General features: G+C 63.6%; 12 protein-coding genes. 3 read left to right on the forward strand and 9 right to left on the reverse strand.

Annotation, left to right across the window (positions count from 1 at the left end):
* Positions 1 to 144: 144 nt before the first annotated feature.
* The 3 genes from B7X65_RS12580 to B7X65_RS12590 form a co-directional block, all read right to left on the reverse strand.
* A complete protein-coding gene (locus B7X65_RS12580) occupies positions 145 to 1314 on the reverse strand; it encodes an acyl-CoA dehydrogenase family protein (protein ID WP_293594649.1) in 1170 nt (389 codons plus the stop codon).
* 148 nt (positions 1315 to 1462) lie between these two features.
* A complete protein-coding gene (locus B7X65_RS12585; protein WP_293594650.1) occupies positions 1463 to 2344 on the reverse strand; it encodes a MaoC family dehydratase N-terminal domain-containing protein in 882 nt (293 codons plus the stop codon).
* Entirely contained in the window at positions 2341 to 2529 is a 189-nt protein-coding gene (locus B7X65_RS12590) for a hypothetical protein (protein WP_293594651.1), read from the reverse strand. Before B7X65_RS12590 ends, B7X65_RS12585 begins: the two co-directional genes overlap by 4 nt.
* On the opposite strand from B7X65_RS12590, the gene B7X65_RS12595 reads away from it, so the two are divergent.
* Positions 2528 to 3427 (forward strand): LysR family transcriptional regulator, encoded by a 900-nt coding sequence (locus B7X65_RS12595; protein ID WP_293594652.1) that lies wholly within the window; start codon positions 2528 to 2530, stop codon positions 3425 to 3427. The two genes, B7X65_RS12590 and B7X65_RS12595, sit on opposite strands and share 2 nt — an antisense overlap.
* A 9-nt stretch (positions 3428 to 3436) precedes the next feature.
* On the opposite strand, the gene B7X65_RS12600 is transcribed toward B7X65_RS12595, so the two are convergent.
* From B7X65_RS12600 to B7X65_RS12625, 6 genes are all read right to left on the reverse strand, one after another.
* Entirely contained in the window at positions 3437 to 4213 is a 777-nt protein-coding gene (locus B7X65_RS12600) for an enoyl-CoA hydratase/isomerase family protein (protein WP_293594653.1), read from the reverse strand.
* Complete coding sequence (locus B7X65_RS12605; protein WP_293594654.1) at positions 4210 to 5442, reverse strand: CoA transferase; 1233 nt, start codon at positions 5440 to 5442, stop codon at positions 4210 to 4212. The genes B7X65_RS12600 and B7X65_RS12605 overlap by 4 nt, the downstream gene beginning before the upstream one ends.
* 11 nt (positions 5443 to 5453) lie before the next feature.
* Positions 5454 to 6740 carry a TRAP transporter large permease gene (locus B7X65_RS12610; protein WP_293594655.1) on the reverse strand — a complete coding sequence of 429 codons (1287 nt, stop codon included), beginning with the start codon at positions 6738 to 6740 and terminating at the stop codon, positions 5454 to 5456.
* Positions 6741 to 6745: 5 nt separating this feature from the next.
* Positions 6746 to 7300, reverse strand: a complete 555-nt coding sequence (locus B7X65_RS12615) for a TRAP transporter small permease (protein ID WP_293594656.1) — start codon at positions 7298 to 7300, stop codon at positions 6746 to 6748.
* 12 nt (positions 7301 to 7312) lie between these two features.
* Positions 7313 to 8311: a TRAP transporter substrate-binding protein gene (locus B7X65_RS12620; protein WP_293594657.1), complete on the reverse strand. Its 999-nt coding sequence runs from the start codon at positions 8309 to 8311 to the stop codon at positions 7313 to 7315.
* A gap of 86 nt (positions 8312 to 8397) precedes the next feature.
* Positions 8398 to 9618 carry an aminotransferase class V-fold PLP-dependent enzyme gene (locus B7X65_RS12625; protein WP_293594658.1) on the reverse strand — a complete coding sequence of 407 codons (1221 nt, stop codon included), beginning with the start codon at positions 9616 to 9618 and terminating at the stop codon, positions 8398 to 8400.
* Positions 9619 to 9733: 115 nt separating this feature from the next.
* Here B7X65_RS12625 and B7X65_RS12630 point away from each other — a divergent pair, with 115 nt between their 5' ends.
* Positions 9734 to 10417 (forward strand): GntR family transcriptional regulator, encoded by a 684-nt coding sequence (locus tag B7X65_RS12630; RefSeq protein ID WP_293594659.1) that lies wholly within the window; start codon positions 9734 to 9736, stop codon positions 10415 to 10417.
* A gap of 7 nt (positions 10418 to 10424) precedes the next feature.
* Positions 10425 to 13499 (forward strand): FAD-binding and (Fe-S)-binding domain-containing protein, encoded by a 3075-nt coding sequence (locus tag B7X65_RS12635; protein ID WP_293594660.1) that lies wholly within the window; start codon positions 10425 to 10427, stop codon positions 13497 to 13499.
* Positions 13500 to 13516 lie beyond the last annotated feature (17 nt).

The raw sequence follows: 13516 nt of genomic DNA on the forward strand, positions 1-13516 counted from the left end.
CCCAGACCATCGGGTCGCCTTTTCTTTGGTGACTTTCTTTTGGCGACGCAAAAGAAAGTTACTTGCCGCCGGGCAACCCCCGGCTTGCTGGCAAACCACCACAACAGGGATCGGAGAAGGGTTCATCTCTTCAGCCAGCGCAGTTCAGAACGACCGCGGCAAGCCAAGTAAATGCTCCGCAACATACGAATAAATCAAATTCGTGGAAATCGGCGCCACCTGGTACAGCCGGGTCTCGCGGAACTTGCGTTCCACGTCGTATTCATTGGCAAACCCGAAACCACCATGCGTCTGCAGGCACACATTGGCCGCCTCCCACGAGGCTTTCGCGGCCAGATACTTCGCCATGTTGGCCTCTGCGCCGCAGGGCTTGCCGGCGTCGAACAGCTCACAGGCCTTGAAGCGCATCAGGTTGGCGGCTTCGGTCTCGATGTAGGCGTCGGCAATCGGGAACTGCACGCCCTGGTTCTGGCCGATGGGGCGGTTGAACACCACGCGTTCGCTGGCGTAGTTGCGCGCCTTGTCGACAAACCAGTAGGCGTCGCCAATACATTCGGCGGCAATCAGCGTGCGTTCGGCGTTCAGGCCGTCGAGGATGTACTTGAAACCCCTGCCTTCCTCGCCGATCAGGTTCTCCGCGGGAATTTCCAGGTTGTCGAAAAAGACTTCGTTCGTCTCGTGGTTGACCATGTTGGCAATCGGCTGCACCGCCATGCCGTTCCCGATCGCGTCCTTGAGGTTGACGATGAAGATCGACATGCCTTCGGATTTTTTCTTCACCTCGGCCAGCGGTGTGGTGCGGGCCAGCAGAATCATCAGGTCGGAATGCTGGATGCGCGAGATCCAGACCTTCTGGCCGTTGACGACGTACTTGTCGCCCTTCTTCACCGCGGTGGTCTTGAGTTGTGTGGTGTCGGTGCCGGTGGTCGGCTCGGTCACGGCCATGGACTGCAGGCGCAGCTCGCCGCTGGCGATCCTGGGCAGGTACAGCTTTTTCTGCGCGTCCGAGCCGTGGCGCAGCAAGGTACCCATGTTGTACATCTGGCCGTGACAGGCACCGGCATTGCCGCCGGCGAAGTTGATCTCTTCCATGATGACCGAGGCTTCGGCCAGTCCCAGGCCCGAGCCGCCATATTCGGCCGGAATCAGCGCGGCCAGCCAGCCGGCTTCGGTCAGGGCATTGACAAAGGTTTCGGGGTAGCCGCGCTCGTGGTCGATTTTCTGCCAGTAGGCGGAATCAAACGATGCCAGCATGCCGCGCAGCGCTTCGCGCATGTCCTGGTAGGCGTCGGGGGTGGGGATTTGTGTTTTCATGAGAGGTTTTTGTGGATAACTTTGCAAATGGATGTCATTGCGGGCCTGACCCGCAATCCATGCTGGCGAACCTGCAGCGGTAGTCAGTGAGGCATGGATCCCGGATCAGGTCCGGGATGACAGGCGTGCGAACGATATTTCTCCAGCCTCAAACCAGCGTCGCCGTGGCCTGCATGGTGAGCCAGCCTTCGTGGTCTTCGGTCCAGAGCTGCACGGTCTTGCCGTCCGCTGAGGGTGTACCGTGGATCCTGAAAGGCCACAGGTCAAACACCGGACGCACGGCACGAAACTCGAACTTCAGCAGGCGGGCGCCCGGCATGTGTTTGCGCACCAGTTCCGCCAGCAGCGTGGCAATCAGCGGGCCATGCACGATGAGGCCGGGGTAGCCCTCGACTTCCGTGACGTAGCGCCGGTCGTAGTGGATGCGGTGGCCGTTGAAGGTCAGCGCCGAATAACGGAACAGCAACACGTCGTCGGGTGTAACGGTTTCCGTCCACGCCGCCTCTTTGGCGGCCGGCTGTGGCGGCGGCACCGGATCACCAGGCTGCGGGTTGGCGCGGTAAACGATGTCGTGTTCTTCGCTGAGGGTCAGGCCCTGCGCGTTGTGGATCTCGTGGCGGACCAGCACAAACACCAGGTCACCGGTGCGCCCGGCCTTGTGGGTGACCGACTCGATGCGCGAAACCCGTTTAACCACATCGCCGACCTGCAGCATCTGCTGGTGCCAGTGCAGCCGGCCCCCGGCCCACATGCGGCGCGGCAGGGGCACGGGCGGCAGGAAGCCGCCGCGCCGGGCGTGCCCGTCGGGCCCGATCTCGGACCGGCGCGGCTGCGGCAAAAAGTACAGCCAGTGCCACAGCGGCGGCACGGCCGTGCCGGCCACCGGCGGCGGGTCCTCGCGGTCCAGCGTGGCCGACAGCCCGCGCAGCGGCGCGGCCGTGATGTCGTCCACCAGGGTTTCGGTACAGCCAACCCAGCTTTGCAGGTGGGCCAGCGTGGCGGCGTCTATCGTGCGAATGTCGGGCGTCATGGTTTCAGATGGTCGCGCAGTGCGGCGCAGAAAGCAATCAGCCATTTCAACAGCCAGCCTTCGCTAAATCCGAAGCCTTGTATGCCCACAGGCCCCCCGTTTTTGCCATTTTCCATTGGAAACAGCCCGGGACAAGGCTTCATCGAAACGGAAGGCTTGTCTGACTTGCGGTAGCATGCTGTCATGCAATTCGACCTGACGGACCTGCGGCTTTTTGTGGCGACCGCCGACGAAGGCAACATGACCCGCGCCGCCGAACGCCAGCACCTCTCACTGGCGGCGGCGAGCGCGCGCATCAAGTCGCTTGAGGCCCAGTCGGGCCTGAGCCTGCTCTACCGCGAGGCACGCGGTGTGCGCCTGACCCCGCCTGGCGAGGCCTTCCTGTTCCACGCACGCGGGGTGCTGCGGCAAGCCGAGCAACTGCGCACCGACCTGCAGGAATACGGCGGCGGCTTGCGCGGTCATTTGCGGGTGTTTGCCAACACCACCGCGGTGACGGACTTTTTGCCGGAGATCCTGCCGGGCTTTCTGGCGGACAACCCGAAAATCAACATCGACCTGCAGGAAAAACCCAATCCCGAGATTGCGCGCGGTGTGCTCGACGGCCGCGCCGACATCGGCATCGTGGCCGGCCAGGTGGACACGCTGGGGCTGGAGGCGATTCACTTCAGCACCGACCGGCTGGTGCTGGCCACGGCCAGAAACCACCGCTTTGCGCGCCGCAAGAAAATTGCCTTTGCCGAAACGCTGGACGAGGACGCTGTGGGCATGCAGTCGGGCAGCACGCTGCAGACTTTCCTGGCGCAGGTGGTCGAGCGCCTGGGCAAGCCGCAGAAACTGCGCATCCAGCTCTCGAGCTTTGACGCGATGTGCCGCATGATAGGTGCGGGCGTGGGTGTCGGCATCGTTCCGGAATCGGCCGCGCGGCGCAACCAGGAGGCCGTGGGCATCGCGCTGGTGGAACTGCTGGACCCCTGGAGCGTGCGCGAGCGCTACATCCTGGTGCGCAAGCGCGATGCGTTGCCGCGTTATGCCGAGTCGCTGATCGAGACGCTGAGCGCGCACTACCGCGACCAGGCTTGAAAGCGTCTCCTAGGAACCTTTCCAGACCGGGCTTCTTTTCGCCACAAACGCCGACACACCCTCGCGAAAATCGTCACTGCCGTAACAGCGGCGGATCAGGTCCGCGTCGGAAGGCAACCCATGGCTGACCAGCCGGCGCAGGCCTTCCTTGCTGACCCGCTGGGTCACCGGCGCCAGGGCGGCCAGGCGTTCGCACAGACTCGCCAGCACCGCATCGATCTCGCCAGCCTCGCTGATCTGGGTGAGAAACCCGCAGGCCAGCGCCTCGTCGGCCGTCAACACCTCGGCCAGCATCAGCATGCGTTTGACGCGGGGAATGCCGAACACGGCGCTGAGCCGCGCCAGATTCGCCACCGACAGGCAGTTGCCCAGGGTTCGGGCAATCGGCACGCCAAAACGCGAACCGGGTGTGGCGATGCGGAAGTCGCAGGCCGTGGCGATCGCCAGGCCGCCGCCTATGGTCCAGCCTTCAATGGCGGCGACCGTCGGCATGGGCAGCGACTCCAGCCGGGCAATGCATTCGTCAATCTGCTGCTCATAGGCCACGCCGTCCTCGCCGCTGTCGAAAGTGGTGAACTGCTCGATGTCGGTGCCGGCCACAAAGGCCTGGCCGCCGGCACCGCGAAAGGTCACCACGCGCACCGAGGTCTCGGCGGCCAGCTGCTCACAGATCTGGTTGAGCCGTTCGTACATGGCCCAGGTCATGGCGTTGCGCGCCGCGGGACGGTCAAACACCACCGAGGCCACACCCCCGCTGATGCTCAGGTGGACGGCGCCTTCACTCATGCTGCAAAAGCCCCCTGCTCGCCGAGCCGGACCTGCGCCTCGGCGTCGATGCCCAGTTCAGCCAGCACCTCGGCCGTGTGTTCGCCCAGGCGCGGCGGATGGCGGCGCACCTGCTGAGGCGTGCCGGACATCTTGACTGCGAAGCCGATGTTGGGCACCTTGCCTTCCACCGGGTGGTCGATCTCCATGCGCATCTCGCGCGCCTTCGCATGCTCGCTGCCAAAGGCTTCGGGATAAGTCAGGATGGGGCCGGCGGGGATGCCGGCCTCCAGAAAGGTGCTGACCCAGTAATCCTTGGGCTGGAGGCGGAAGGATTTCTCCAGCTCCACTTCCAGCGCATGCCGGTTCGCCAGGCGCAACGAGATGGTGGAAAAGCGTTCGTCGGCCAGCAGTTCCTCGCGACCCATGAGCTTGCACAGCTGCAGCCACAGCTTCTGGTTGTTCGCGCCCATCACGAAGTAGCCGTCCGAGCAGGCCATCGCCTGGTAAGGCGCGGTCATCTTGTTCGAGGTGCCCAGCGGTTCGGGCTCCTTGCCCGTGCCCCAGTAGTCGCAGATGTCCCAGACCGAAAAGGCCAGCGCCGAATCGAACAGAGAGGCATCCACATGCTGGCCCTGGCCGCTGGCTTTGGCGCCGATGTAGGCCGACAGCGTGGCATACACCGCGAACAGCGCGCAGCCGATGTCGGCCACCGGCACACCGGCTTTTACCGGCGGCCCGCCGGGATAACCGGTAACGCTCATCACGCCGGACATGGCCTGCGCCATCAGATCGAACCCCGGCCGGTCGGCCCAGGGACCGGTCTGGCCGAAGCCCGAGATGCTGGTGTAGACCAGACGCGGGTTGATTTCCTTGAGCACCTCGTAACCCAGGCCCAGCTTCTTCATTGCGCCGGGGCGGTAGTTCTCCAGCAGGATGTCGGCATCTTTCACCAGCCGCAGCAGCAAGGCCCTGCCCGCCTCCGACTTGAGGTTGAGCGCGACGCTGCGCTTGTTGCGGTTCATGTTCAGGAAGCCCAGCGAATCGGGACCCTTCATCTTGAAGCCCATGGCGCCGCGCGTCTGGTCGCCGCTGCCCGGCGGCTCGATCTTGATGACGTCGGCCCCCATGTCCGCCAGCAGCATGCAGGCGTAGGGACCGGCCATGACCTGGCTGATATCGAGCACGCGGACGCCGGCCAGCGGCAGCGGCCGCCCGCCTGCAGCGCGTTTTCCTGGGTCTTGCGTCAAAACATCGCTCCTCAACGGTAGAACAGCTCGACCAGGCCCAGGCCCGTCACCGGCACATAGGTCACCAGTATCAACACGGCCACCAGCACGCCAATGAACCAGATGTTGACCTTGCTGACATCCCAGACCGAGGCCTTGGCAATCGAGCTGGCCACCATCAGCACACTGGCGACCGGCGGCGTCTGCTGCCCGATGCCCAGGTTGATGGTGACAATCAGGCCGAAATGCACGGGATCAATGCCCACGGAGCGGACCAGGGGCATCACGATGGGAATCACCAGAATGATGGCCGCGGCTGAATGCAGGAACATGCCGAGGAACAGGAAGAGCACGTTGAGCAGCGCCAGCACCACCCACTTGTTGGAAGTGAAGTCCGACACCGCCTTGGCCAGGGCCTGTGGCGCCTGCACTTCGGTCAGGTAGGTGCCCAGCAAGGCACTGGTGGCCACCAGCAGCATCACCACGGCGGTCTGCACGCCGCCCTCCATGACAGCCGCGCGCAGATGCTTGAGGTCCAGCTCCCGGTACACCACCAGCCCGATGAACAGTGCCGCAATCACGGCCAGCGCCGCACCTTCGGTGGCCGTGACCACACCGCCAAAGATGCCGCCCAGGATGATGATGGGCAGTGCAAAAGCCCAGAGCGCCTCGCGCCCGGTTTTGGCGACCCGCTTGATGGAGAACGCATCTTCGCGCGGCAGGTTGTAGCGGCGCGCCAGAAAACTGGCCATGCCCATCAGGCCGGCGGCACCGATCAGGCCCGGCACGATGCCGGCGACAAACATCTGCACGACGGAGGTTTCCGCCATCACGGCGTACAGGATCATGGGGATGGACGGCGGAATGATGACGGCCAGCGTGGCCGACGACGACATCACAGCAGCGGCAAAAGGCGCGGGGTAGCCCTTCTCTTTCATGCCCGGTATCAGGATGGAGCCGAGCGCAGCAACATCGGCCACTGCAGAACCGGAGATTTCCGCGAAAAAAAGCGAAGCGCCGATGGACACATGCGAGAGACCACCCCGCACCCAGCCGAACAGTGCCGACGCGAAGGCAACCAGGCGCTGCGAAATGCCCGAGGCGTTCATGATGGCGCCGGCCAGAATGAAAAGGGGAATGGCCAGCAGCGGGAAATTGGTCGCCCCGTTGTACACCACCAGCGCCACATTGGGCAGCGAATCGAGGCCATGGCTTGTCAGCATGGCGATCACTGCCACGATGCCCAGCGACACGGCAATGGGAATGTTGAGCAACACCAGCGCCAGCACGGCACCGAACAGGATCAGCATGATGGTCATGGTTTTTATTCCGTGCTTTGCATTTCGGAGACGGGGACGGCAGCCGGCGGATGGGCTGCAGGCCGTTCAGCGATCAGGTCGACCAGAAACATGACTTCGGCAACCAGAATCAGCGCCGAGGTGAGGGGGATGACGGACTGCACGAAATTCATCGGCACCCACGGCAGGCTCACCAGCGCATCGCCCGCCAGGGCCGGCATGATGGTCAGACCGACCCAGCCCAGCAGCGCGAAAAACAGGATCACCAGGATCTGGCCCAAGATGCTGACCACGCGCTTGACCGCGGGTGGAAACTGGTCCACCACCTCGGGGCAGCCGATATGCGCGCGTTTGACCGAGGCCAGTGCCGACCCGTAAAACGTGAGCCAGGCCAGCAGCACCGAGGCAACCTCGTCGTACCAGACCAGGGAGTGCCCGACCATCCGGAACACAATGCCCAGCGTGACCTCCACGGCCAGGGCAATCACGAGAAACATCACGACCCACTCGAGAAGCAGGCCATAACGGTTCCGGAAGCGATGCATCGCGCCGCCGGGAGCCAGTGCCGAAGAGTTTTGCATCAGGAACCGCCCTTATTTGCCGAGTGCGACGGCTTTGTCGATCAGCGGTTTGGCGCCAGAGACATCCTTGCCAAATTCTTCATAAATCGCCTTGCTGGCGGCGATGAAGGCGTCCTTGTCGACTTCGTTGACCTGGATGCCGCTTTGCTTCAGCTTGGCGAGCAGGTCCGTGTCGTCCTTGGCAGCGGTGGCATGGACAAAAGCCTGTGTTTCGCGGGCCGTGTCTTCCAGCACCTTGCGCACATCGGCCGGCAAGGTGTTGTAGCGGCGCGAGCCGACGGTCAGGTAGGCCGGCGTATAGACATGGCCGGACAGCGAGAGGAACTTCTGCACTTCATGCAGTTTGGCCGAGTAGATCTGGGTGAACGGGTTTTCCTGCCCGTCCATCACGCCGGTCTGCAGCGCAGTGAACAGCTCCGAGAACTTCATCGGGCTGGGATTCGCACCGTAGTCCTGGAACATTTTCACCCGCCATTTGCCCTCAGGCACACGCAGCTTGATCCCCTTGAGGTCGTCCGGTCCCTTGATGGGCTTTTTGTTGTTGGTGATGTGGCGGTAGCCGTTTTCCCAGACGGCCAGAACCTTCAGGCCCTTTTTCTCGGTTTCCGGTGCGATGCTGGGCCAGAACACGTCTTTCTCGATGCGGATCATGTGCGCCCTGTCCTTGACGATATAGGGCATTTCGAAAATGCCGAACAGGTCCACCTCGGAGGTCATCACGGTCGACGGCAGGGCCATGTCGATGGTGCCGAGCTTGAGCTTCTGGATCATCTCCTTGTCACCGCCGAGTTGGCTGGAGCCAAAGGTCACGACCTTGACCTTGCCGGCAAGTTTGGCGTTCACGCGTTTGGCGTACTCGTCGGCACTGAGCTGGAACAGCGAGCCAGGCTCGCCGACATGGCCGAGCTTGAGCTCGACCGCCTGTGCCAGCACGGCGCCATGCAGGGCCAGTGCTGCGCTTGCAACAAGCAGGGATCGGCGGGTGGCCGCAGAAAATGTGAACGCTTTCATGATGTCTCCTTTTATTGCTATGGATGTCCGTGGCTTGCAACAGACCACACGGCCGGACAGCGTGTGGCGGAAAAAAAGATGTCGGGTCAGGCGGCTTTCTGCAGCGGAAGGGCCACCGGGTGGCCTGCGAAGTAGTCCATCGCCGCCTGCACGCCCGAACCGGCCAGCTTGATGCCGGCGAGCTTGAGCCCCATTTCGCAGGCGCACAGGGCCGCCATCAGGGTCAGGTCATTCGAATCGCCGAGGTGGCCGATACGGAACATGCGGCCCTTGACCTTGCCCAGGCCGGTGCCCAGCGAGCAGTCAAAACGCTCGTGGATGATCCGGCGCACGGCGTCCGCGTCCACGCCTTCGGGTGTCATCACACCGGTGAGGACAGGTGAATACACGGACGCATCGGCGCATTGGATCTGCAGACCCCAGGCCTTGACCGCGGCGCGCACGCCTTCGGCCCAGCGCAGGTGGCGCGCAAACACCACGTCCAGCCCGTGCTCGAGCAGCATGTCGCAGGCTTCGTTGAGGCCGTAGAGCAGGTTGGTGTTGGGCGTGGACGGCCAGTAGCCGGTTTTGTTCATCTCGATGATTTCGTCCCAGGCCCAGAAGGCCTTGGGCAGCCTGGCGGTCTTGCCGGCTTCCAGCGCCTTGGCGGACACCGCATTGAAGCTGATGCCGGGCGGCAGCATCAGGCCCTTCTGCGAACCGCTGATGCTGACGTCCACACCCCATTCGTCGTGCCGGTAGTCCGCCGAGGCCAGGCCGGAAATGGTGTCCACCAGCAACAGCGCCGGATGTTTCGCAGCGTCAATGGCCTTGCGCACGGCGGCGATGTTGCTGGTCACGCCGGTGGAGGTTTCGTTGTGCACCACGCAGACGGCCTTGATGCTGTGCTGGGTGTCGGTCTTGAGCCGCTCTTCGATCAGGTCGGCGCGCACACCGTGGCGCCAGACTTCGGCGCCGGGGTCGGTCATCACCTCGGTTTTCAGGCCGATGCGGGTGGCCAGTTTTTGCCACAGGGCGGCAAAGTGGCCGGTTTCGTACATCAGCACGTGGTCGCCAGCACTCAGCGTATTGACCAGCGCGGCTTCCCAGGCGCCGGTGCCCGAGGCCGGGTAAATGATGACGGGCTGGCTGGTCTTGAAGATTTTTTTGATGTCGGCCAGCACCTTCAGGCCCAGCGCGCCGAACTCGGGACCGCGGTGGTCGATGGTGGGCAGGCTCATGGCGCGCAAAATGCGGTCAGGCACCGGTGAAGGACCGGGGATCTGCAGAAAATGACGGCCGGTAGGGTGAAAATCGAGTGTCAGCATGATTCGGCAGGCTTCGTGAACGTTCCCCATTTTTTGCATACAAAATTCATTTGTCAAGGGGGTCTCTCCTATAATTCAAATTGACAGCCAACTTTTTTGCATACAAAATTTCACTATGAGCGCCGACGTCATATCCATCCCACGTGCCGCCCTGCATGAGCAGGTGGCGCACCGCTTGCGCCAGATGCTGGTCGAAAACCGCATCCCGCCAGGAGCCAAACTCAATGAACGCGAACTCAGCGAGGTGCTCAAGGTGTCGCGCACGCCCCTGCGCGAGGCCATCAAGATGCTGGCCGCCGAGGGCCTGGTCGAATTGCTGCCGAATCGCGGTGCGATTGCGGTCGAGCTGTCCGAAGCCGATGTACTCAACACCTTTGAGGTGATGTCCAGCCTGGAAGCGCAGTCGGGGGAGCTGGCGGCCGAGCGCATCACCGCCGCCGAGCTGGCCGAGATCAAGGCCATGCATTACGAGATGCTGGCGGCCTACACCCGGCGTGACCTGCCCGCCTATTACCGGCTCAATGCCGCCATTCATGGCGCCATCAATGCCGCCGCCAAAAACCCGGTGCTCACCGCCACCTACAAACAGGTCAATGCACGCTTGCAGGCACTGCGTTTCCGCTCCAACCAGGACGGTGAAAAATGGAGCGCCGCCGTGAGGGAACACGAACAGATGATTGAGGCGCTGGGCACACGCGATGCTGCTGCCATGCGTGCCGTGCTGCTGGCCCACCTGAAAAACAAGCGCGACGTGGTGGTCGAGCAGTTGCGCGCCGTACAGCAGCAGGCCAAGGCATGAACGCACCATGAACGCCCCTCTGCCCCTGAAAGTCACGCAGGACACGGCAGCCCACGCCTACGACAGCGTCGCCCGGATCAGCAACGAGGTGGCCGGCCGGCTGGCCGTCCGGCTCGCCAGCGAAACCCGTGGCGAGGTGCTTTTTTCCGCCGCGGACCGCGGCCGCTACGCCACCGATGCGTCGATTTACCAGGTGATGCCGGTCGGCGTTTTTGTGCCGCGCAGCGCGCCTGACGTGAAAACCGCGCTCGACATCTGCCGCGACATGGGCGTGCCCATAGTTCCACGCGGCGGCGGCACCAGCCAGTGTGGCCAGACCGTGGGCGCCGGGCTGGTCATCGACCATGCGAAACACATACGCAACATCATCGATGTGGATGTGGACAAGCGGACCGCCGAGGTGGAGCCCGGCATCGTGCTGGACCACCTGAACGCCGCCCTGAAAAAACACGGCCTCTGGTACCCGGTCGACGTGTCCACCAGCGCGCAGGCCACGCTGGGCGGCATGGCCGGCAACAACTCCTGCGGCAGCCGCAGCATTGCCTACGGCAACATGGTGCACAACGTGCTGAGCGCGCAGGCCTGGACCTCGGACAGCCAGTTGCTGCAGCTGGGGCCCTACGCCGCCAGCAGCGGCAAGGCACGTGAGCTGGGCAACCACGTTCGCTCGCTGGCCGAGGAGCTGCACCCGGCCATCAACCGGATGTGGCCCAAGGTCATGCGGCGCGTGGGCGGCTACAACCTGGACATCTTCGACCCGCAGAGCGAGCGACCCTACACCAGCGACGGCTCGGTCAACCTGTCGCACCTGCTGATCGGCAGCGAAGGCACGCTGGCGCTGACCAAATCACTGACACTGAAACTGGCCGAACTGCCCAGGGCCAAGGTGCTGGGCGTGGTGAACTTTCCGACCTTTTACCGCGCCATGGATGCCGCGCAGCACATCGTCAAACTCGGAAATGGCAGCCTGACGGCCGTCGAGCTGGTGGACCGCACGATGATCGACCTGTCGCTGCAGAACCCGGCCTTTGCGCCGACCATTCGCAGCGCGCTGATCGGCCAGCCCGCGGCCATTTTGCTGGTCGAGTTTTCGGGCACCAGCAAGGCCGACCTGTTGCCCCACCTCAAGCGCCTGGGCGAACTGATGGGCGATCTGCTGCTGCCCGACTCGGTGGTCGAGATGGTGGACGACGCCCCGCAGAAAAACCTGTGGGAGGTGCGCAAGGCCGGCCTGAACATCATGATGAGCCTCAAGGGCGACGGCAAGCCGGTCAGCTTCATCGAGGACTGCGCCGTGCCGCTGGAACACCTGGCCGAATACACCGACGCATTGACCGAGGTTTTCCGAAAATACGGCAGCAAGGGCACCTGGTACGCCCATGCCTCCGTCGGCACGCTGCATGTGCGGCCCATTCTCGACATGCGGCGCGAGGGTGCGCCCAAGATGCGCGCGATTGCCGAGGAAGCGTCCGAGCTGGTGCGCAAGTTCAAGGGCGCCTACAGCGGCGAACATGGCGACGGCCTGTGCCGCGGCGAGTGGATCCAGTGGCAGTTCGGCCCGCAGATCAATGCGGCATTTGCGGCCATCAAGCAGGCCATGGACCCGATCAATCTGCTGAGCCCGGGCCGCATGATCAACCCGCCGAAGATGGACGATACGCGGCTGATGCGTTTTGCCCCCGGCTACAAGGTCATCCCGATCCAGACAGCGCTTGACTGGCGCGCCTGGGACGTGCAGAACGACCCGGTCACCGAGCTGACCAGCGCACCGGGCAGCGGCGGCGACCCGGCCCAGGGCCTGGCCAAGGCCGTGGAGATGTGCAACAACAATGGCCACTGCCGCAAGTTCGACGCTGGCACCATGTGCCCCAGCTACCGCGTGACGCGCGACGAGCAACACCTGACACGCGGCCGCGCCAACACCTTGCGCCTGGCACTGTCGGGGCAACTCGAAGGCATGAATGCCGCCGACGCCTTCACCAGCGAAGCGGTCAAGGACGCGCTGGACCTGTGTGTGGGCTGCAAGGGCTGCAAGCGCGACTGCCCGACCGGCGTGGACATGGCCAAGATGAAGGTGGAGTTTTTGCACCACTACAAGGCCAGGCATGGCTACACGCTGAAGGACAAGCTGGTCGCGCGCCTGCCCGACTACGCGCACTGGGCCAGCCGCCTGGCACCGCTGCTGAACCTGCGCGACAGGATTCCCGGCCTGGCCGCGCTCAGCGAGAAGTTCACCGGCTTTTCCGCCAAGCGCACCTTGCCCCAGTGGACAACGCACACCTTTTTCAGCACGCCATTTCTGAACGCCACGCGACAGGAGGTGTTGGCTGCGGAGAAACCAGTCGTTTTGTTCGTCGACACCTTCAACGGCACCTTTGAACCCAGCAACGCAGTTGCTGCCTTGAAAGTGCTGCAAGCCGCCGGTTACACGGCGCATGTCGCCGTCAAAAAAGCAGCAGATGGGAAACACCTGTGTTGCGGCCGGACCTACCTGGCCAGCGGCATGGTCGATGAAGCGAAGGCCAAGGCCAGGGAGCTGGTCGCCGCATTGCTGCCCTTTGCCGAGCGCGGCATCGCCATCGTCGGCCTGGAGCCGTCCTGCCTGCTGACGATGCGCGACGAGATGCTGGTGATGGGCCTGGGTGAAGCGGCTCAAACCATCAGCGACCAGGCCCTGCTGTTTGAAGAATTTCTGGCGCGCGAGGCCGCAGCCGGCAAGCTCGACCAGCTCAAAGCCAGACTGCAGCCGGTGGACCAGGCCATCCTGCTGCATGGTCATTGCCACCAGAAGGCGTTTGGTGCGGTCAGCCCCATCATCGATGTGCTCAAGCTGATCCCCGGCGCTAAGCCCGAGCTGATCGAGTCCAGCTGCTGCGGCATGGCCGGCAGCTTCGGCTACGAGACCAGCCATTACGAGGTGTCCATGCAAATGGCCGAACTGAGCCTGCTGCCCGCCGTGCGCCAGCAGCCCGATGCCATCGTTGTTGCCGACGGCACCAGTTGCCGGCACCAGATCCGCGATGGCGCGCAGCGCGAAGCCATTCACGTGGCGGTGCTGATGGCGCAGCAATTGCGGGCCTGACGCCGGCTCCAGGGGCA

It is taken from the genome of Polaromonas sp. 39-63-25 (genome assembly GCF_002278925.1).
In the GTDB taxonomy this organism is placed as follows: domain Bacteria; phylum Pseudomonadota; class Gammaproteobacteria; order Burkholderiales; family Burkholderiaceae_C; genus Polaromonas.